This is a genomic window from Microcoleus sp. Pol7_A1 (assembly GCF_036701085.1).
GTDB classification, from domain to species: Bacteria; Cyanobacteriota; Cyanobacteriia; order Cyanobacteriales; family Microcoleaceae; genus Microcoleus; species Microcoleus asticus.
In genome coordinates, this window is sequence record NZ_JAUBQD010000004.1 from 128,585 (window position 1) to 148,222 (window position 19,638).

The 19,638-nt window shown below is 45.7% G+C and carries 18 protein-coding genes; 8 read left to right on the top strand and 10 right to left on the bottom strand.

What is annotated here, in order from left to right:
• Positions 1 to 64 precede the first annotated feature (64 nt).
• Positions 65 to 715 carry a bifunctional phosphoribosyl-AMP cyclohydrolase/phosphoribosyl-ATP diphosphatase HisIE gene (hisIE, locus tag QUA20_RS04635; protein WP_333185864.1) on the top strand — a complete coding sequence of 217 codons (651 nt, stop codon included), beginning with the start codon at positions 65 to 67 and terminating at the stop codon, positions 713 to 715.
• A 205-nt stretch (positions 716 to 920) separates the two neighbouring features.
• Here the strand turns inward: hisIE and QUA20_RS04640 are convergent.
• The 3 genes from QUA20_RS04640 to QUA20_RS04650 all read right to left on the bottom strand — a co-directional run bounded on the left by QUA20_RS04640 (position 921) and on the right by QUA20_RS04650 (position 5,786).
• Positions 921 to 1,987, bottom strand: a protein-coding gene (locus QUA20_RS04640) for an ISKra4 family transposase (protein WP_333185979.1) whose coding sequence is annotated in 2 segments (ribosomal slippage) — positions 921 to 1,819 and positions 1,819 to 1,987 — 1,068 coding nt in all. Because the reading frame shifts where the segments join, the coding sequence is not laid out codon by codon here.
• Between the two features lie 149 nt (positions 1,988 to 2,136).
• On the bottom strand, positions 2,137 to 4,305 hold the full coding sequence (locus QUA20_RS04645) for an iron uptake porin (protein WP_333185868.1): 2,169 nt from the start codon (positions 4,303 to 4,305) through the stop codon (positions 2,137 to 2,139).
• 230 nt (positions 4,306 to 4,535) lie between these two features.
• Positions 4,536 to 5,786: an MFS transporter gene (locus tag QUA20_RS04650; RefSeq protein WP_333185870.1), complete on the bottom strand. Its 1,251-nt coding sequence runs from the start codon at positions 5,784 to 5,786 to the stop codon at positions 4,536 to 4,538.
• A 322-nt stretch (positions 5,787 to 6,108) separates the two neighbouring features.
• On the opposite strand from QUA20_RS04650, the gene QUA20_RS04655 reads away from it, so the two are divergent.
• Positions 6,109 to 6,615 carry a DUF4149 domain-containing protein gene (locus QUA20_RS04655; protein ID WP_172186873.1) on the top strand — a complete coding sequence of 169 codons (507 nt, stop codon included), beginning with the start codon at positions 6,109 to 6,111 and terminating at the stop codon, positions 6,613 to 6,615.
• A gap of 354 nt (positions 6,616 to 6,969) precedes the next feature.
• On the opposite strand, the gene QUA20_RS04660 is transcribed toward QUA20_RS04655, so the two are convergent.
• The 3 genes from QUA20_RS04660 to upp form a co-directional block, all read right to left on the bottom strand.
• The gene (locus tag QUA20_RS04660) at positions 6,970 to 7,263 is read right to left on the bottom strand and encodes a TMEM165/GDT1 family protein (protein ID WP_172186872.1); all 294 of its coding nucleotides are present in this window, start codon (positions 7,261 to 7,263) and stop codon (positions 6,970 to 6,972) included.
• A gap of 104 nt (positions 7,264 to 7,367) precedes the next feature.
• Complete coding sequence (locus QUA20_RS04665; protein WP_333185876.1) at positions 7,368 to 7,835, bottom strand: TMEM165/GDT1 family protein; 468 nt, start codon at positions 7,833 to 7,835, stop codon at positions 7,368 to 7,370.
• A 222-nt stretch (positions 7,836 to 8,057) separates the two neighbouring features.
• Positions 8,058 to 8,708, bottom strand: coding sequence for a uracil phosphoribosyltransferase (upp, locus tag QUA20_RS04670; RefSeq protein ID WP_333185879.1), 651 nt, complete (start codon positions 8,706 to 8,708; stop codon positions 8,058 to 8,060).
• Positions 8,709 to 9,244: 536 nt separating this feature from the next.
• Between upp and crtH the strand changes: the two genes are divergently transcribed.
• Positions 9,245 to 10,789, top strand: coding sequence for a carotenoid isomerase (gene crtH, locus QUA20_RS04675; protein WP_333185881.1), 1,545 nt, complete (start codon positions 9,245 to 9,247; stop codon positions 10,787 to 10,789).
• Between the two features lie 151 nt (positions 10,790 to 10,940).
• On the opposite strand, the gene QUA20_RS04680 is transcribed toward crtH, so the two are convergent.
• Complete coding sequence (locus QUA20_RS04680; RefSeq protein WP_333185883.1) at positions 10,941 to 11,381, bottom strand: pentapeptide repeat-containing protein; 441 nt, start codon at positions 11,379 to 11,381, stop codon at positions 10,941 to 10,943.
• Positions 11,382 to 11,915: 534 nt separating this feature from the next.
• On the opposite strand from QUA20_RS04680, the gene QUA20_RS04685 reads away from it, so the two are divergent.
• Positions 11,916 to 15,281 (top strand): EAL domain-containing protein, encoded by a 3,366-nt coding sequence (locus tag QUA20_RS04685; RefSeq protein ID WP_333185884.1) that lies wholly within the window; start codon positions 11,916 to 11,918, stop codon positions 15,279 to 15,281.
• A 134-nt stretch (positions 15,282 to 15,415) separates the two neighbouring features.
• On the opposite strand, the gene sipA is transcribed toward QUA20_RS04685, so the two are convergent.
• Complete coding sequence (gene sipA, locus QUA20_RS04690; protein WP_333067909.1) at positions 15,416 to 15,655, bottom strand: regulatory protein SipA; 240 nt, start codon at positions 15,653 to 15,655, stop codon at positions 15,416 to 15,418.
• A 129-nt stretch (positions 15,656 to 15,784) separates the two neighbouring features.
• Positions 15,785 to 15,988, bottom strand: a complete 204-nt coding sequence (locus tag QUA20_RS04695; RefSeq protein WP_333185887.1) for a hypothetical protein — start codon at positions 15,986 to 15,988, stop codon at positions 15,785 to 15,787.
• 199 nt (positions 15,989 to 16,187) lie between these two features.
• On the opposite strand from QUA20_RS04695, the gene rbfA reads away from it, so the two are divergent.
• The 4 genes from rbfA (at position 16,188) to QUA20_RS04715 (ending at position 18,990) form a co-directional block, all read left to right on the top strand.
• Positions 16,188 to 16,610: a 30S ribosome-binding factor RbfA gene (gene rbfA, locus QUA20_RS04700; RefSeq protein ID WP_172186865.1), complete on the top strand. Its 423-nt coding sequence runs from the start codon at positions 16,188 to 16,190 to the stop codon at positions 16,608 to 16,610.
• Between the two features lie 3 nt (positions 16,611 to 16,613).
• Positions 16,614 to 16,760 (top strand): hypothetical protein, encoded by a 147-nt coding sequence (locus tag QUA20_RS04705; protein ID WP_333185891.1) that lies wholly within the window; start codon positions 16,614 to 16,616, stop codon positions 16,758 to 16,760.
• Positions 16,757 to 18,397, top strand: coding sequence for a glycoside hydrolase family 3 N-terminal domain-containing protein (locus QUA20_RS04710; RefSeq protein ID WP_333185893.1), 1,641 nt, complete (start codon positions 16,757 to 16,759; stop codon positions 18,395 to 18,397). Before QUA20_RS04705 ends, QUA20_RS04710 begins: the two co-directional genes overlap by 4 nt.
• A 362-nt stretch (positions 18,398 to 18,759) precedes the next feature.
• On the top strand, positions 18,760 to 18,990 hold the full coding sequence (locus QUA20_RS04715) for a DUF4327 family protein (protein WP_172186863.1): 231 nt from the start codon (positions 18,760 to 18,762) through the stop codon (positions 18,988 to 18,990).
• Positions 18,991 to 19,064: 74 nt separating this feature from the next.
• Here the strand turns inward: QUA20_RS04715 and QUA20_RS04720 are convergent, their stop codons facing one another.
• Positions 19,065 to 19,469 (bottom strand): hypothetical protein, encoded by a 405-nt coding sequence (locus QUA20_RS04720; RefSeq protein ID WP_333185897.1) that lies wholly within the window; start codon positions 19,467 to 19,469, stop codon positions 19,065 to 19,067.
• Positions 19,470 to 19,638: the final 169 nt, after the last annotated feature.

Consider the following 19,638-nt stretch of genomic DNA (forward strand, 5'->3'; position numbering starts at 1 on the left):
GGTTAATTAAAAAAAATCTCCGACAGGAAAGCGTTAATCTATATTACCAAGTTGAAATAAAATTATGTCTACTAATGATTTATCGAGTTTGAGCCGATCGATCCCAATTGAAAAGATTCGTTACGACGATCGCGGTTTAGTGCCGGCGATCGTCCAAGATTATTTGGACGGTACGGTGTTGATGATGGCATGGATGAGCCGGGAGTCGCTGCAAAAAACCCTGGAAACCGGTCAAACTTGGTTTTGGAGTCGTTCTCGTTCCGAATTGTGGCCCAAAGGCGCGACTTCGGGACACGTTCAAAATGTCAAAGGGCTGCGTTACGATTGCGATAGCGATGCTTTGTTGGTAACAGTCGAACAAGTCGGAGATATTGCTTGTCACACCGGAGAAAGAAGTTGTTTTCACCAAGTTGACGGAGAAATTGTACCGCCGCCTGGAGATATGTTATCTCAATTATTTGAGGTAATTTGCGATCGCCGCGACCATCCTAACGAAAGTTCTTATACTTGCAAGTTGTTCGAGGGCGGCGACAACAAGATTCTCAAGAAAATTGGCGAAGAGTCGGCGGAAGTTGTGATGGCTTGCAAAGATGACGATAAAGATGGAATTGCTGGGGAAGTTGCGGATTTATTTTATCACACTTTGGTTGCTTTGGCTCACCATCAAGTTGATTTGAGAGCAGTTTACCGCAAATTGGACGATCGACGAAAATAATCGGTAATTGGGCATCGATAATTGGTAATTGATAATTGCCGTCCTGCACGCACTCTGACGCTCAGAAACCGGGTTTTTTACTAAGTATGCGATGCTCGAACGCGTCTTTTCGTAAAAAAACCCGGTTTCTCGGCCCCCATGCGTACTCGTGCGTAAGTCCTATCTAGGTTAGCACTGCTGGGTGCATCTCACTTTGGCACATATATCAAATTGAAAGTTGACCGTTGAGATAAGCACAGCGAAGAGCAAGGATAGAGGAAACGTTCTCAATATTCCATTGCGCTCCCGATATTTTCACTCTTAATCCAATGCGTTTTATTGTTGATTCCACTGTTCCAGAACCAATCGAACTTATGGATTCTTCTTGGTAGTATTGGTAATTTACTATTCGGCAGCGATGGGTCTCTAAATAATTGCAAAACGTTTTAAATGCTTTACCTTTAAAGTCTTTAAATAAATCTATAACTTCATCAAGTTTGCCTTTCCATAACATATTTTCTGCTGATTTCAATCGTTTTATTGAACCACCTACCTTGTAGAGATTTTCTTTGATATGATACCAATCTAAGATTTCTTGTCTTTGTTCATTATCTCCAATTTCTTTAAATATGTTCCAAATCCCGGCATGGCCATCTCCTATGCAATACATAGGGTGTAGTAATTTTTGGCTATTAGTCCAATCAATTAAATCTTGATTATTTTGAAAAAATGCTCCCGAATAAACATTATCTAAACACACGGCTTTATAGTCTTTCCAGTAACAGCTCTCCCCCTTGGTTTCGTTGCGTAGTCTGACTTTACCGCCATCCAATGTAATTTCTTTGACTCCTTGTTGAGATGTAGGTAATTCAAATTCTTGTCGATTGACTAATCTTTGTAATGTACTGTGAGAAATTTTGATACCCGTAAATTTTTCCAAATCTTTTTCTGCCATTTGATAAGATTCGTTAGCAGTGATTAAAAGACAGCAGTTTTCCATCAGTGGACTAAATTGACTGTAAGCTTTTAAGCCAAAATATTTTGCCTGATTATCTGTAATGTCGAGCGAGCCGATTATTGATTTTATTTTTCGGGGTTTTCCTGTTTTAATTCCTGATACTGCTGAAAAAAAAAGTTACCTATTTCTGGACCAACTTCTGATAACATTTTCTGACGGACTGATTTTTCTATACTTTCAAAACTTTTTAACTCGGTTGACTCTGTATTTCTGTAAAGAATTTTTGCTACCGCTTTTAAGTGGGCTTTTAGCTGTTGTTGGTCCGAGGGTGTCATTCTATTTACCTCATCTTTATTTGACGATTTTACTAGCTTTTTCATTTTAACTTTTTTTTGACACATTCGCAAAAGTGAGATGCACCCAGCACTGCTTAAGTGGCAACAGTATCAATTCCTGGTAATTGCAGATAGTATCGCGATTGCCTTTAGAAGGTAAAAGTTGTGCGCAGGACTCCCACCCCTACAGTGTCATTATCCTTAGTTCCTTCAGGATTGAACAGCACAAAAGCTCCGGGTGTAATGCTGATATTATCGTTGACTTTGAAGCGGTAATAAGCTTCTAAATGGTAAGGAGTTGCTCTGTTTTGCTGAAAGCGAGCACCGCCACTTACTGAATCGCGATCGAGTGGCTGTCCAAACAGAATACCTGCATTATTGCCCTGTGCGAACAAATCCCGGAAATGGAAACCTACCATCCAACTGGTGAAAGTTGTAGAAGCATTGCTTCTTTCAGCGTCAGCAACTATCCAACCTCCATAGGTAGAAATAGCAATTTTCGGAGAAAACCGCCAAGTTGCGGTACCGCCAAAGGAATTTATCCTCACGCCACCGTTAACAGGTTCTCTATCCGATCCCAAAATAGAACCCAAATCGGCATCACCTAATCCTGTAGCAAGAATATTCACTTTGTGGCGACTGTAAGCGTAATTTAAACCTATGTCGATACTGCTGGTAGGTTTAATAGTTAACTGCGCCGCAGCCACCGTACTTCCCTCAAATGCACCTGCTCCTAAAGGCGTGGCTGGAAAGCCTAAATCAACGGGCAAGGCTGCATTTGCACTGCCGTACAAAGCTGTGAGATTAAGCTTGCGGGAAATGTTCCAAATAAACCCGCCTGCTGATGCCAAACCCCTGCCTGAAGTGCCACCGGATACGCGGACTACAGGGTTATAACCTGCAAACCTAGAGACGGCTTCTTGCCCTTCTCCAGCAAAGGGAGTGATTGCTTGAAAAGCGTCAGAAGTTTCTGCTTTCGGGCCGGCAAATAAAGTGATACTATTAGAAACTGGAAAGACGTAAAGCAGCTTGTAAAGTTCAACAGTATTAGCGTCAACGCTAGATAGAGTCTCAGGATTAATTCCTGGAAATTGCGGTTCAAAACTCAGCTTTGCCTGACTGTCGGACAAAGCACTAAATGCCCCTGTTGACAAACCTAAATTAGGGCCGAAGCTGCGAATGTTGTAAGCTTGCAAGCCAGTTATTAGGGTATCTTTGCCTGTAAAACTGGTCAGCAGATTCAAGCGCACTCGGTAGTTTAAGACTGTCTGAGTATCGCTGTTATTGTTTTTGGTAGTATCGGCAACGCTAAAAATTGCTTCGCCACTGAGTTTAGTTGTTGTCGAAAATTGATTGGCTTCTAGTTCGGCTGTACGAGATTCTAAAGCATCGACTCTACCCCGCAAAGTGGCTAATTCTGCTGCAAATTCTTCTTGCAATCTTTGCAATGCGGCTAAGTCTTCCTTGGTAGCTAAATTGGTTGTACCTGTTTTAATTAGCTCACTAACTTTATCCAAGCAAGCGTTTAAACCGGCGGCAAATTCGTAGCGAGTCATTGCCCGATTGCCTCGGAATGTGCCGTCTGGATATCCTGCTATGCAGCCGTATCTTTCTACTAGAGATTGCAGGGCTTGAAATGCCCAGTCCGTCGGGCGCACGTCGGAGAGTTGAGATACAGATGTTACTTGTTGTAGTTCGATCGACCCCTCGGTTTCGCTGTTGGTTGCTGCGGGTTCTAAGGAACTGCTGTTTTCGATTTCAGCCAACTTTTGGGCAGTAGAAGTTTCTGCTGGTACTGGTGCAGATATGCCTGTTTGGGCAATAGCTGGTGCGGGTGGGTTTTGGGCAGGAACGACTGATGTTTCTGCCGTAAATTCTGCTGGTGTCTGCTGGTTTTGGGAAGGGGTAACAGATATTTCTTCTGTAACTGATGCCGGCTCTGAGTTGGCTGGTTTTTCAGCTAACTTTAATGAGTTTTCCGACGTATTTTCTGCGGTAAATGTTGCTGTTTGTGGCCCATTGAGTTGAGGACTGTCTTGGGGGAGAGGGGCGAGTTCCTTGGCTGTTGAGACGGGGCGCTCGCCCGTGTTTTCAACTTCCACCGCATCGGCGGGTTTTAATTCATCTATTCCCGGAATTTTGACCGCATTGTCAACACTACTTTTATCCAGGCTGATTTGAGTCTCTAATTCTTTCAATCCTTCAGTACCTAATGTCTGTTTCTCAGGGACGAGAGGCATCGCTGCCAATGGTAGAGAACCGACAAGTAAATAAACTAAACCTATTCCGCTAGCACTAAAGAGTAGATGTGCTTTCATTACAACTCCTCACAAAATAGATTGTAAAATTGCTCTTACGTTTCGAGAATTATAAATCTATTTGGCATCCACAAACACAAAGTTTTTAATTCATAATTATTATGTTTTTCATAAGAAATAGCAGGATAACTTATCACAAAACAAGTATTTAGGCAACTATTTTTTTAACATTCGATCGAGGCTCTGTAAAAAAGAGATAAAAATTTATCACAGAACAGGTATTTAGGCAACTATTTTTTTAACATTCGATCGAGCTTTTGCAAAATAACAATAGCAGCGCCGACACTCAAAGCCAAACCCAACCAAAAATTATCCGCCGCCAATTTACCTCTATCCAAAGCCAAACCGCCCAGCGGCGGCCCGATTAAATAGCCGATCGCCCAACACTGAGAATTAACCGCCAAATACACGCCGCGCAAAGACTCCGGCGCTAAATCCACCACCAAAGCCGAAGCAAAAGGCGTATAAGCAACAGTCGCCACCGACAAAAAACTCAAGCCTAAAACAGCTAACAATAGATTGCCAGTTGCAGCCATTCCGGTCAAGCCGATCGCAATAAATCCCATTCCCCATAGCAGCGCAGAAATCATCAACGCTTTTGGATGGGAAAATGGCCTCAAAATTTTAACAACTGGCAGTTGCAAAGCCACAGTTAAAAACGTGCTAAAAGCAAACAAAACGGTAATTGTACCTGTTGAAAAACCTTTTTCCGTCCCCACCGCGACAAACTTGCTAAAGTAGAGCGGCATCGTGGTTTGGATTTGGGAAATGTATAGAGTGAAAAGAGTATTTACTAAAGCATAAACTAGAAGACTTCGATCGCTCAGCGCCACCATCCAGCCATTTTCCAGATTTTTGCTGCCTCTATCCCCTGAATTAGCTGGTTTGTAGGTTTCGGCGATCGCGATCGCAACTACCGCAAATAGCACTAAAAACGAGATACCATCAATAATAAAGAGCGATCGATAATTACCCGTTACCTCAATCAAGAAACCCCCCAAAATAATCCCAACTTGCAAACCTAAATTATCAGCCAGCCGCGTCAAAGCAAAAGCTTCCTGTCGCTGTTCGCCCTCGGTTAAATCCGCCACCATCGTCTCAGTTGGAGGCCAATACAAACCCACGCCCAAACCCATCAGTAAATTGCCTGCAATTAAGCCAGCGAAATCATTAGTCGCCGCCAGTACAAAAGAAGCCACAGCAGAAATAATTGCTGCCAGCAATAAAGTTCGCCGCCTTCCCCAAAATTTGGAATCGCAAAAAGAACCGCCCAAAACTCTGCCGAATATTCCCGAAACTGAACCGCTACCCAAACCAATCCCAACAGCAGTAGCAGATAAACCGACGCCATCGACAAAAAATATGGGCGCGTAAAATAAAGTAAAACCGGTGCCGCTTTGGGAGAGGAATCTGCCAGCGGCAAGAATCCAGACTTGATGGGGGAGACGGGGAAACCAAGATGATAATTGAAATTTAGGCATATACAGTTAAATTAGGAGTTAGTTCTGGACGCAGAAACCCGGTTTTTTTTATGAACATACGTTATAGCCTTTAATCACGGTCAAAAACCCGGTGTCTTTGGTCGCAGTGCGTAAGTTCTGTGAGTAATTATTAATTTATTCCGTACTTTTTCCGAATTAGTATTAGTTAACGCAGGTGATGACAAACATCAGTGAGCTTAACAATTCTTCAGGCTCTGTTACACAAAAGTTACCATTAATTTAAAAATACTTAACACGATTTTATAAAAAAGTTAGTTAAACTCTAGAAAAGGCAGAAGAAAATTTTAGAGGGTCTAATTATATGACAGCTATTACAACATCAAGAGTGGAATCAATCAAACCTCGCTGGCAAGCAATTGTCATGGTGGCCTTAATTTTCTGGGCCAGCGTTAGCCTGATTTTGGATCTAGTAATTATGCCCAGTCTCTACGTATCTGGCATGATGACATCTCCCGAATTTGCAACGGCCGGAAATTTAATGTTCTGGGGATTCAACCGCGTTGAGTTAATCTGTTCGGGCCTGGTGGCAACGGGTTTGATGGTTTTGAGCAATTTAGTCGGTGACTTCGGCAAGCGCAGCCGCACAGCAATCTTATTATCATTGGTACTTCTGGCGATCGCCCTGATTGACACCTACGCCCTGACGCCCCAAATGAGCGCATTGGGAATGCAGCTAAATCTGTTCGATTCCGCAGCAGAAGTGCCTACCGGGATGAATCTACTGCACCAAGGCTATTTTGGCTTGGAAGCGCTGAAGTTGGCTGTCGCCGGTACGCTGATCGGCTGGTGCTACCAAAACCAAGTTTAATCAACACAATCCTCAGATGTTGAGTTGAGAAAAACTCAACCTTTAGCAGCGGGCATGAATTCACGCCCGCTGCTAATTTTTTATTAAATTTTAGCAATCGTAAACTATGCTTGAATTGCAGGCATTCGCTCTCCTATCTTGAAATGCACCTGCGTTCCATCTGCGGTTTCCCGATCGAACATTTATGCAATAACTCTACTGTCAAGTTTCCTGACTCCGCCCAAAAACGGATACTTGCGAACGAATCCTGTCGTAAAGAACTAAAAATTTTAGACTCTTTTTCAAACTCCCAGATTCATCTGTAGAGAAAATCTAAAATCTAAAATCTAAAATCTAAAATCGACTGACGGCGCCTTACTCGGATGCTTCCGGTACATCTGCTTTTGGCCACAGCAGGCGCAAGCCCATCACCGCAAATCCGATCGCCGCGATCGCCTTTACCAGTCGCTCCGGCAATACCTCTGCCGTCCCTTGCCCAACTAAAACGCCGATTAAACTCGCCAGCAGCAGCGCCGACGCCGTACCGAAAAATACAGCCCGAGGCGAGTTACAACTGCTGCCGAGGGCAATCGCAGCTAATTGACTTTTGTCTCCCAATTCTGACAAAAAAACAGTAAGAAAACTTATTCCCAAAAGTTGCCAATCCATGTTTTTTAGTTATTAGTTAATTAAGAAATCTCGGACAGTATATGTAGGGTGCGCCTCGGCGCACCTTGCCCATATAAGGTGGTTAAAGTCAGGGCGATTGACAATTAACCCAGCACTTCCCACAGCAGAACAGCCGCAATCCCCAGCAAAATCACTCCTGCTGCTCTCTCCAAAGTTCTCGGAGCAATCCGATTTGCCAGCCACCTTCCCAGCAAAACTCCCAGCAAACTGGTTGCTATCAAAGCCGAACCCGCACCGGCAAACACAATCCAAGGCTCCCGAGATTCAGCCGTCATCAGCAAAATTGCGAGTTGAGTTTTGTCTCCTATTTCAGCTAAAAAAATAGTTGCAAAAGTAGAAGCAAAAATTGCCCACTGCTTCGACTTCAGTTTATTTTGTTCCTGACAAATATCGGGATTTGCACTCACTGAGAGTTCAGCGGGTTCCGGGTTTAAAGCAGCACAAATCTCAGAAACCTCTTTTATTTGTATTTGTACCTGTTGTGGCAAATCATAATTGAGGTTTACTGAGTCAGAAGCAGACAAGCTTGGCGGAACAGAATCAAGTTTCACGGGCAATGAGTGCTAAACGCTATTTATTTTTGACTTGTACTTTTGATTCTAACTTTCTCTGTACCTGCTTTTACGAAACCAGGGTCATCTTTTTCCCCCGAGATTTCAGCAACTGATTCCTGGAACAACTCACCGCACCCAAAAAGGGATACAAGCCCCCAGATTTATCTGTCGAGTCAATCTAAAATCTAAAATCTAAAATTGACTGACTGACTGATTGGTTCACGTACCGTAAGTTCGATCGCCCGCATCTCCCAAACCAGGTACAATAAAGCCCTGTTCGTTCAGCATTTCGTCGATCGTGGCCGTATAAATAATCAAACTCGGGTACTCTGCACTCAGCCTCTTCAAAGCCGGAGGAGCAGCCACCACAGAGATAATCCGAATCAAGTTTGGGTCAATTCCCCGTGCAGTCAATTCCTGCATTGTCGCCACAATCGTGCCGCCAGTTGCCAGCATCGGCTCGCTAATTATCACCCGCGTTTCCGGGATAAACTGCGCCGGCAACTTGTTCAAATAACAACTCGGTTCCAGCGTCTCCTCATTTCTTGCCATGCCGAGGTGGTAAACCGACGCCAGCGGCACAACCGTCTGAATTCCTTCCAGCAGTGCCAAACCCGCCCGCAAAATCGGTACCACAACTAACGGAGCTTCCGGGTTGATAAAAGTCGCCGGACATTCTGCCAAAGGCGTCTGCACCGTTGTTTCCACTGTCGGCAGCCATTCTCGAATCGCCTCGTAAGCCAGCCACCTTCCCAATTCTGTCATCGCAGAACGAAAAAGTACCGAGGGGGTGGCGGCGTCGCGGGCGACAGCCAGCCAGTGTTTAATTAACGGATGCGGGGGAACGTAAACGCGCAGTTGCAGGGACATTAGAAAATTGGGGAGATTGCTAGGTTTGAGGGATTTTATGCGGTGCGGTCGATCTTCTTCGAGGACTTCGCCAACCGGCGATCGATCGCTCTGTGCAACTTATCACATCCTTGAGGGCGCATACAACCCAGAGAGCGAGAATCGACCGAAGAGCACCATTTTCAAGATTGCCGTCGCGAGTTCAAACTCCTGCCGGACTGTGGCGACAAGCACAAGCCGTCCGTTACAACCCATTCGCGGATGGAGGTCTCCATCCGCTTATTGAAATATTTTTCTAATAGTATTGACATTAATTAGCAACAAGGCTATAGTAATTTTCAGTGTTCTCCTCTCAAAGGATCGGCAGACGGGGGCAGTCGGCAATGGTAGACTGTTCCCGCATTTTTTTTGGGGAAAGAAGAAGGAAGAAGTCCGATGGAAGAGGGAAGAGGAAAAAAGGCAGAAGGCTACATATACAAAGGGAAAATGGCAGACGCCACAGTTGAGGGAGGGCGATCGACTGTAATATTATGGAAATTATTAAGATTTTTAACGCAATGTCAGCTCCTACCCAATCCCAGTTATTTTCTTCCAACTCCCGCCCAACAGAGCAAGAGTTTGATGTAATTGTCATCGGTTCCGGCATTGGCGGACTCGTGACAGCCACCCAGTTAGCCGCTAAGAAAGCCAAAGTTTTAGTGCTCGAAAGCTATACAATTCCGGGGGGTAGCGCTGGATATTTCGATCGAGAAGGCTACAGATTCGATGTCGGCGCCTCCATGATTTTTGGCTTCGGACAGCGCGGCACCACCAACCTCCTCACCCGCGCCCTGAAAGCAGTCAACGTCACCTTAGAAACGATTCCCGACCCCGTACAGCTTCACTATCACTTACCCAGCGGCTTGGAACTTGAAGTTCCCCAGGCTTATGATAAATACTTGCAAGAATTAACAGACAGGTTCCCTCACGAACGCGAAGGAATCCACAAATTTTACGGCGAATGCTGGAACGTCTTCAACTGCCTCAACGGGATGGAATTGCTATCCCTAGAAGAACCCGGATATCTAGTTCGAGTCTTTTTTCAGAATCCTTTAGCCTGTTTGGGATTAGTAAAATATCTGCCTCAAAATACTGGCGACATTGCGCGGCGCTACATAAAAGACCCTACTTTGCTGAAATTTATCGACATGGAATGCTACTACTGGTCTGTAGTACCCGCAGACTTGACGCCGATGATTAACGCCGGAATGGTATTTTCGGATAGACATTACGGCGGCATAAATTATCCCAAAGGCGGAGTCGGTCAAATTGCCCAAAAATTAGTAGAAGGATTAGAAAAATGCGGCGGGAAAATTCAATACAAAGCTAAGGCGAAAAAAATTCTTACAGAAAACGGCCGCGCTGTCGGAGTCGAGCTAGCAACCGGCGAAGTTTACCGGGCAAAGCGGATAGTTTCTAACGCCACGCGGTGGGATACTTTTGAGAAATTGCTGCCCGCAGAAGAGATGCCCGCTAGCGAAAAGAAATGGCAGCAGCGCTATCAAAAAGCCCCCAGTTTCTTGAGTTTGCATTTGGGAGTGGAAGCAGGCGTAATCCCTGTCGGTAGTGCCTGCCACCACATTTTGTTAGAAGATTGGGACAAAATGGAAGCGCCGGAGGGAACTGTTTTGGTTTCAATTCCGACCGTGCTCGACCCGGATTTAGCTCCCGCAGGATATCACATCGTTCACGCTTTTACTTCGAGTTGGATGGAAGAGTGGGAAGGACTTGCGCAGCAGGCATACGAGGATAAAAAGGAAGAGGCAGCAGGGAGAATTATTGAAAGATTAGAAAAGATTTTCCCCGGTTTAGATGCGGGTTTGGATTATATGGAAGTGGGGACAGCGCGCTCTCACCGCCGCTTTTTGGGGCGCGAAGACGGCACTTACGGGCCGATTCCGCGACAGAAGTTAATGGGTTTGCTGGGAATGCCGTTTAATCGAACTTCTATGCCTGGTTTGTATTGTGTGGGTGACAGTACGTTTCCCGGACAGGGTTTAAATGCGGTGGCGTTTTCTGGGTTTGCTTGCGCGCACCGAATTGCCGTTGATTTGGGTTTTTAGCGGTAGTGGTAAGGTGCGTCATATTGTTCGCTTGAAATACGAGAGAAAATGTGAGACTCCGGCCACCCTACAAAAAGATTAAAAACCCGGTTTCTGGGGAGAAACCGGGTTTTTAAACTGAAAATTGGCGTTTTCCATTCTTTTAAGGAGTTTACTGGTCGTAGCTGCCGCCGACGCCAATTTGAGTATTGTAGATTTTTGCCTCAGTGATGGTCATATCTTCCATTGATGCGCCAGATACGTCAGTGGTGTTAATGATGGCGGCGGTCAGATTTGCCCGATCGAGGTCTGCGTAATTTAAACTGGCATTAGTCAGGAAAACTGCGGTTAAGTTAGCACCCGTCAAGTTAGCACTCGTCAAGTCAGCGCCTTCGAGGTTGGCACTAGATAGGTTTGCTCCTCGTAAATTTGCTTCTCTCAAGTCAGCACCAATTAGATGGGCTCCCGTTAAATCTGCTCCAGCCAAGTCGCACTGAAAACATTGCCCGGTTGACAATAACTGTTTGACGTGAGCGGGATTTTCAGCGCGAGCCGGGCCTGCCAACATTAGGGGAGTAATTAAAAAAGTAGCGGCTAATAGATGGCGTTTCATAATCCCTTTTCCTCACCAGACTGTGTGTTGAAGTTCTTCTGTTTATATCTACAATCTTACCACGGTTGTTTTCGGAATTTGCGATCGAATTCACAGATTGGCTGTGATATCCATTCCCCTCGACAAGCCACAGATGGTCTCGAAAAGCTCGCAAAACTTACTTTGGCAAAACTTAACACTGCCGAACTTAATACAGTGCTTTTTCGTAGTAACCTTTCTAGGTTAGCTACTAAAGCTAACAGATGTGTATTTCTGAAGATGGATATGATTAGCGTTGCGATGGATGATTTTAGCCAGCAATCCGATCGCAACAAGTTCAAAATTAATACATTATTTTTAATAAAAGTGTCACGGGACAGAAAATTTAACTTAAAATAAAGATCCGCTTATAACTTTATAGGTAGACGGAGAGCTGTCACCGACCAGATCCCCAGCCAAAGAGCGGGGTGCATTCTTAACAAGAAATTTTAATTAGGTCTCAGTAGCAGCGCTGTAAAAATTCACCTAGTGCTTGAAAAGCAGCGCTTTTTTGGAATGTCGCAGAATCAACGCGATCGCAAAACTAAATTAAATATGCTCAAAAACGATTCCTCTAAGTATCTGCCAACCTTAGATCAAGTAATTGACCCCTACCCCTTGACAGTTACGCCCGATACCCCACTAGCAGAAGTAATTACCCTGATGGGCCAATGGCGCGGAAGTTGCTCTCTAAACGCAGACATTCCACCAAGCGATATCTACCAGCAACTAACAGAAATCGTAAATGCCCCCACCTCAAGTGCCTTCAGAGACGCCACAGGTATCTGCGTCTTTGTCGTGGAAAAATCTCTCGAAAAATTATCCTCGCACTCTGCTCAAAATTCTCAATTGCAAGGAATCTTTACCGAGAGGGATCTTGTCGATTTGATTGCTTCGGGCAAAAACTTAAAAGGTGTCACCATCGCAGAAGTGATGAGGCAGCCGGCAGCAACTCTGACAAAATCCGAGACTCAAGACATTTTCAGCGCCCTAATTCTGCTGCGGCAACGAAGAATTAAGCATTTGCCAATATTGGACAGTGAGGGTCAACTCTTAGGAGTAATTACGCCGGAAAGCATTCGCCAAGCCATGCTGCAACCGGGAAATATCTTAAAAATGCGCAGCGTGAAAGAAGTAATGACCGCACAAGTCATTCAAGCGCCTCGATCCGCCTCAGTTATGACTTTAGCCGAGTTGATGGCGCAGCACCGGGTTAGCTGCGTGGTAATTACGGAATCAACAGAATTATCGATGAATTTGCCGTTCCCCATTCCAGTAGGTATAGTCACAGAACGGGATATTGTGGAATTTCAAGCTTTAGATATAGATTTGTCGCAAACGATCGCCCAAACTGTGATGAGTACCCCCTTATTTAGTCTCAAGCAAGAAGACTCGCTGTGGGTAGCTCATCTTGAAATGCAGCAGCGTTTAGTGCGCAGGTTGGTAGTAACGGGGGAACGGGGAGAACTCCTGGGAATAGTCACTCAAAGCAACTTACTGCGGGTACTTGACCCGATGGAAATGTCCGGGGCGATCGATGTTCTGCACGATTCAGTCGTAGAACAGACTAGCGAATTGCAAAAAGCGATCGCATCACTCAGCTTGACTAACGCCACACTAGAAAGCGAAATCGCTACCCGCGTGCGGGCCGAGGTGCGGCTGCAACTGCTAGAATCTGCCGTAGTTAACGCTAACGACGCGATCGTGATTATGGATGCGGGACACAGCGATATCTCAGATCCCAGCATCATCTATGCCAACGAAGCTTTTACCCAAATGACGGGCTACCTACCCGAAGAAATCATCGGACAAACCCCCAGTTGCTTGCGCGGCCCAAACAGCGATCCGGCCCAAGTCGCTAAAATTCGCCGTGCTTTCTCTCGCCGAGAACCCCTACGCGTGGAATTGATTAACTACCGTAAAGACGGTTCAACTTATTGGGTCGAACTCAACAGCGTACCCATTGCCGACACATCCGGGAACGTCACTCACTGGGTGTCCGTGCAGCGGGATATTAGCGATCGCAAGCGCATGGAGCAAGCATTTTTTGAAGAAAAAGAACTCGCTCAGGTTACTCTACAATCGATCGGCGATGCCGTAATCGCTACTGATGCCGAGGGGTGCATTTCTACCCTTAATCCAGTTGCCGAAAAACTCACGGGTTGGTCTACCTGGGAAGCTAAAGGTTTGCCCCTCGACAGCGTACTCAGAATAGTTGACGAAACTACCCGACTGCCGGCCGAAAATATCGCCGAAATCGCTTTGTGCGAAGGCCGGATTGTTGACCAAAGGCACAACAGCTTGCTGATTGCCCGCAACAACCAGGAATTTGCGATCGACCACTGCGTCGCCCCCATCCACGCCAGCAGCGGCAAGATTGTCGGGGCCGTCGTTGTGTTCCGAGATGTTACCCAAGTGCGAACTCAAGCGCGGCAACTCACCTGGCAGGCAACTCATGACCCCCTGACGCAATTAGTCAACCGCCGCGAATTTGAGTACCAGCTAGAACAAGCCCTGCACAGTGCTCAAGGTTACGGGCACGAACACGTTATGCTTTACCTGGATCTCGATCGCTTCAAAATAGTTAACGACACTTCCGGTCACGCTGCTGGGGACGAACTGCTGCGCCAAGTCAGCCAGCTATTTAAAGGCAAAATCCGCCAAACCGATATTTTGGCGCGTCTGGGCGGCGATGAATTTGCTGTACTCCTGTATTACAGTCCCCTCGAACGAGGCTTGGATGTTGCAGAATCGCTGCTGCGAAGCATTCAGGGATTCCGGTTTGGCTGGCAGGACAAAACTTTTTTGATCGGTGTCAGTATCGGTTTGGTAACAATTAATCCCAAAACAGTATCGACATCTGCGGTTTTGAGCGCGGCCGATATGGCCTGCTACGCTGCTAAAAATAAAGGCCGCAACCGGGTGCAGGTTTATCAAGCGGGCGATCTAGAATTAATCAAACAGCACGGCGAAACCGAGTGGGTGGTGCAAATTAATCAAGCTTTAGAAGAGAATCGCTTTTGCTTGTACTCTCAGCCGATCGTACAATTGCTCAACTCTCCAACCACCGGAACCCACTGCGAAATCCTGCTCCGCCTCCAGCTTGAAACTGGTCAGTTGGTGTCGCCGATGGCGTTTATTCCGGCGGCCGAACGCTACAACTTGATGCACGCCATCGACTGCTGGGTAATTCGCACTTTATTTAGCAATTTATCTAAAATTTTTACGGCCAATTTATTTGTCCAAAACCCCGGGGTAGACAGCGATAAAATAGTTACCTTCCCTGCTTGCTCTCTTTTGTCTAATCCCAAATTCTCATTTGGCAAGTATCCCAGCCTTTATTCAATCAACCTTTCTGGGGACAGCCTCAACGAAGAAAAGTTTATCGAGTTTATTCAAGAGCAGTTTTCCATCCATCAAATACCGCCAGAAATAATTTGTTTTGAAATTACAGAAACCGTGGCGATCGCTAATCTCAGCAAAGCAGCCAGTTTAATTTGGCAACTCAAGGAACTCGGCTGCCAGTTTGCCTTGGACGACTTCGGCAGCGGGATGTCTTCCTTTGCTTACCTGAAAAGCTTGCCGATTGATTATCTCAAAATTGACGGCAATTTTATTAAGAATATTGCCGACAATCCTATTGATATCGCAATGGTGGAAGCTATTACCAAAATTGCTCACGTCATGGGAATTAAAACTATTGCCGAGTATGTGGAAAGTCAAATAATTATGGATAAACTCAATGAACTTGGGGTAGATTACGCTCAAGGTTATTATTTGGGAAAGCCTCAACCTTGTAACTTCATATCTCCTAGTTTAGAGGAAGTTTTGGGGGAGTTGACGGTTAATTCTTTGGCTTTTGAGGCTAAGCTGGCTTCTTAAACAGGGACGTTGAGCAATCGATTGTATAACGGATTTAACGGATTTAACGGAGGGATGTTGAGGGAAGAAGGAAAAAAGAGAATGAAAAGGGAGATTTTAAGTTGTGATATCAATTCCCGATTCCCGATTCCCGATTACCCATTACCTTCTACATTAGTTTCCGCCGCTTCAATGTACTGACTGTCTAACAGAAAAGCACCTTTTTCAAAGCGAATGCCCCAATAATTGCCGGGACGCCGATCGATCACAACACCTTCAGCCCCGATCGCAATTAAATTCGCAGGCCGCAGCATCGGCATCGGTTCGGCAGTTTTGACGTAAGGCGGCATCGCTACAACTCTTACTTTTTGACCGATTGTAAATTCTTTTTCCATAATTTTTATTTCCTAAAAAAACACGGCAATAAAGTAATTTTAACAAGGAATGTTTCTGTTTGATTGATTGATTAGGGATGATATAAAATGAAGAACTATGAAGCGTAATTAAGGGAGTTATCGGCAAAATTATTTATATTTTAGGGTACCATCTTTTTTATATTCAAGTTCATGATATTTTCCGCCTAACCCTAAGTCATGAAGACATCGTTGGTAGTTTTTTGCTCCCATATCGAAAGGGTTAGTTCTGTTCAATCTTGCCCATTCAGCTATCTTTAGCTGGTTAGTTACCCCTGAAGCATCGGCTACGGTTTTGACAATCCAATCAAACATTTTTTTTCCTCTAAGCTGTCTCTCACTCTACCTCTCTATATTAGCTATATATTCACCTATAGGCAATCAAACATTTTTTTCCTCTAAGCTGTATCTCACCCCTAACTCGGACGATCGCCCGTAACACCCATGACCGATCGCGCTACAATTGTCAATCGGGATGAAAATGGCTGATTAGGAAAGTAGAGGAGTAGGTGTTATGGCTACAAGTCGTCGCATTGAGCGTGTAGCTTCAATGGTTAAACGGGAAGTCAGCCTGATGTTGCTGAATGGAATCAAGGACGACCGGGTAGGTGCCGGTATGGTTAGCGTTACCGATGTAATTGTTTCGGGAGACCTTCAGCATACAAAAATTTTTGTCAGCATCTACGGTACTGATGAGGCAAAGGCTGAGACTATGGAGGGTTTGAAATCTGCAACTAGCTACGTCCGCAGCCAGTTGGGCCAACGATTGCAACTGCGCCGGACGCCGGAAGTGATTTTTCTTGAAGACCATTCTTTGGAACGGGGCGATAAAATGCTGATACTGCTGAATCAGCTTTCTGCCGATCGCAAACCGGATATTCTAGATGCGGAGGAAGAATTCGCTGACGATGAAATTGATGAAACAGACGAGAATTAGTTTATGAAGGAAGAAGGAAGAAGGAAGAAGGAAGAGGAAAGAATTTCTGATTCCCGATTCATAATTCCTGATTACCAATTCCCAATTCCCGATTCCCAATTCCCGATTCCCAAATCAAAAATCAAAAATCAAAAATCAAAAATCGAATGATTGACAATCTTTCCTTACCAGAACTGGTGGCCCAGATGTTCGTGGTGCGCGCTTCTGGCTACTTGTTCGACCACCAAATTAGCTATCCCGAATGGGAACCAACTGCCAGCAAACTCCGCTATTATCTGGAAAAGTTGGGCGTCGGCGGTGTGATTTTGGTGGGGGGAAGTGCTGCGGAGTTGGCGGTTCGATCGCACCAATTGCAGTCTTGGGCCAAGTTTCCGCTGCTGCTGGCGGCTGATATTGAGGAAGGTGTAGGCCAGCGGTTCGCGGGGGCGACTTGGTTCGGGCCGCCGATGGCAATTGCCGAAGTGGCGCGGCACGATGCAGGTAAAGCCGATCGATATGCCGAACAAATGGGCGCTGTGACTGCGATCGAAGCTAGGGCGATCGGTCTCAATTGGGTTCTCGCACCAGTAGTTGATGTTAACAACAATCCCGACAATCCGGTAATTAACGTCCGCGCTTTTGGCGAGACACCGGAAATTGTCGGCAAATTAGCCGCTGCTTTTATTCGCGGTGCAGGCCCGCACCCGGTTTTGACTACAGCTAAGCATTTTCCCGGCCACGGAGACACGGCGGTTGATTCTCACTTGGAATTGCCGGTTTTGCCGCATTCGCCAGCGAGATTGGCTGAGGTTGAGTTGCCTCCTTTTGTCGAGGCGATGGCTGCTGGGGTCGATGCTGTGATGAGTGCTCACTTGCTGATTCCGGCTTGGGATGCCCAATTTCCTGCTACTCTTTCTCGCAAAATTTTGATCGGGAAGCTGCGAGAAGAGTTGGGATTTGAAGGTTTGATCGTGACGGATGCTTTGGTGATGGGTGCGATCGCCAATAAGTACGGCGCTAATGAAGCTGCTGTTTTGGCGGCTGAGGCTGGTGCTGATGTTTTGCTGATGCCGCTTGACCCGGAAGGGGCAATTCTCGCTGTCTGCGAAGCTGTCACTCAAGGGCGGCTTTCCATAACACAAATTAAGGAATCTGTCAAGCGAATTTGGGAAGCGAAAATAAAGGTGGGTTTGTCGATTTCTGACCCCCCCCAACCCCTTGCTAAGGGGGAAATCAAGAATTTACAATCCATCGACTCGATCGACTTAAGTTTGCTGGCAAATCCTGACTCAAGGGCAACTGCTGCCGATATTTTGCGAGATTCTTTGAAATTTGGCGGAAATCTACCTTTGCAGGTTCCAAAGCCCCCAGAAAACCAGCTTTTGCGGAATTTGATTGTTGTAGATGATGTTTTGGGGTGCGAGTTTTTGGGAAACCACACTCCGGCGATCGCCGTGCCCGAACAGTTTGGTTACAAATTGCAACTGATTGACGATCGCACAGGTGCGATCGCTGATAATGCAGGTGCAGAGGATTTTTCTCCTACACTGCTGCAAATTTTCATTCGCGGCAATTGCTTCCGAGGCAGTGCTGGTTTGACCCAAGCAGCTCAAGATTTGTTTAAGAAATTATTAAAGACGGGAGAACTGCAAGCTGTATTAATTTACGGAAGTCCCTACGTTTTAGAGCAATTTTTGCCGCACTTGCCTCCCAGTATTCCTTATGTATTTTGTTTCGGGCAGATGCCGGTAGCGCAATCTCTAGCTCTAGAAGTGCTGTTTGGAATTGACGCCACCGGCAATGCTTGAACAGCCGGACTCCTAAATCTTTCTTTTGCTGCTGCGTCAGGACTTAAATTCATCAACCCGGTTTCTCGCAAGAAATAATTTTGCCTTTGGCGGCGAAGCATCCAGAAACCGGGAATCGGGCGCGGGTTCCTACATTCAGAATTGAGCTTTGCAGCAGATGGGCCTGCTAGCGCGGAAAAGTTGCGGCCAAAATCCCAAAACAAATCCCATCACTTACTAATCGTTCCTATAATTTTTTAAAATTGACGGCAGTGAATTGTATACCTGTATACTGACAAAATTTTAATTACATATCCGGAATTTTGGATTATATTATTACCAGGGCCATAATTTTTTTTTTACTAAAACCTTGAGGGCGCATTATGATTCAGTCCACTATCAAAATCCAATACTCTTTAGATGTCATCCAGGATGAAGCCCGCCACCTCGTGAACGAGGGCGTGCTGAGCCGACAACAGCCTATCTACACGCTCTGTCAGTTCATCCCACCCCGAGAATGGGCTTGCGTGGAGTGCGAGTTAGAAAAATGCGACTTCTTGCTGCGCGATCGCATTGCCGACCTGATCGGTTCTGAAAACTGGGACAATGACTAAAGTTTGGTTCTCTTAAATAAGTTTGCAAGTCAGTTTCCAAGTCAACTCCGGCTGTGTTAGAGAATCTTGATTCTTTAATCCTGGAAATTTTCGGTCTGCAAATTTTCCAATTCGGCCCTCAGCGCTGCCATGTGTGCAGTTAATTCTTGAATCTCTAGCTTTACGTCAGGCTGTACAACCGACTCGGGAGGAGCATCAGTCGCTGCATCCGATTCCTTGGGCGAGACAGATTCACTGTCTGCATTCTCCCGCTCCCTCGGTTGAGAGAAAATAGTATCTACAAAATTCCGCGCTTCTCGATCGGTCATTTCTCCTTTTTCCAGCAGCTCATCGGCGAGCTCGCCCAAATCTGACTTCAGTTTGTCAAGATTTTCTTCTCGCTTTAGCGGATCTTGCAATGTCTCAATTAAAAAGGAAGTTGCACCTAAAGTTAGGTGAAATCCTGTTTGCAGCATTTGAGGCAGGTTGTCGAGATTCATCTAAAAATGCCGCTAGAATGTTTTTATTTTTATGAGTTTTTGGTTCGCCAGTTGCTCCCAAGTCGGCGCGTAAGGCCGATTCTTAGCGGGAAGATGCGCAGTCGTAGGTGGCGATCGCGCCGAGCCATGAATGATACGCCTTTGAGATGATAGTTTTCTTTGGGGCGGA

Bases quoted from the DNA above. Each gene is read 5' to 3' on its own strand.
- QUA20_RS04710 (WP_333185893.1), top strand. From the start codon at position 16,757: ATGATTGACAATCTTTCCTTACCAGAACTGGTGGCCCAGATGTTCGTG.
- QUA20_RS04720 (WP_333185897.1), bottom strand. From the start codon at position 19,469: ATGAATCTCGACAACCTGCCTCAAATGCTGCAAACAGGATTTCACCTA.
- hisIE (WP_333185864.1), top strand. From the start codon at position 65: ATGTCTACTAATGATTTATCGAGTTTGAGCCGATCGATCCCAATTGAA.
- QUA20_RS04655 (WP_172186873.1), top strand. From the start codon at position 6,109: ATGACAGCTATTACAACATCAAGAGTGGAATCAATCAAACCTCGCTGG.
- upp (WP_333185879.1), bottom strand. From the start codon at position 8,708: ATGTCCCTGCAACTGCGCGTTTACGTTCCCCCGCATCCGTTAATTAAA.
- QUA20_RS04685 (WP_333185884.1), top strand. From the start codon at position 11,916: ATGTCGCAGAATCAACGCGATCGCAAAACTAAATTAAATATGCTCAAA.
- QUA20_RS04660 (WP_172186872.1), bottom strand. From the start codon at position 7,263: ATGGATTGGCAACTTTTGGGAATAAGTTTTCTTACTGTTTTTTTGTCA.
- crtH (WP_333185881.1), top strand. From the start codon at position 9,245: ATGTCAGCTCCTACCCAATCCCAGTTATTTTCTTCCAACTCCCGCCCA.
- QUA20_RS04645 (WP_333185868.1), bottom strand. From the start codon at position 4,305: ATGAAAGCACATCTACTCTTTAGTGCTAGCGGAATAGGTTTAGTTTAT.
- QUA20_RS04650 (WP_333185870.1), bottom strand. From the start codon at position 5,786: ATGCCTAAATTTCAATTATCATCTTGGTTTCCCCGTCTCCCCCATCAA.
- QUA20_RS04705 (WP_333185891.1), top strand. From the start codon at position 16,614: ATGAAGGAAGAAGGAAGAAGGAAGAAGGAAGAGGAAAGAATTTCTGAT.
- QUA20_RS04695 (WP_333185887.1), bottom strand. From the start codon at position 15,988: ATGTTTGATTGGATTGTCAAAACCGTAGCCGATGCTTCAGGGGTAACT.
- QUA20_RS04715 (WP_172186863.1), top strand. From the start codon at position 18,760: ATGATTCAGTCCACTATCAAAATCCAATACTCTTTAGATGTCATCCAG.
- rbfA (WP_172186865.1), top strand. From the start codon at position 16,188: ATGGCTACAAGTCGTCGCATTGAGCGTGTAGCTTCAATGGTTAAACGG.
- QUA20_RS04680 (WP_333185883.1), bottom strand. From the start codon at position 11,381: ATGAAACGCCATCTATTAGCCGCTACTTTTTTAATTACTCCCCTAATG.
- sipA (WP_333067909.1), bottom strand. From the start codon at position 15,655: ATGGAAAAAGAATTTACAATCGGTCAAAAAGTAAGAGTTGTAGCGATG.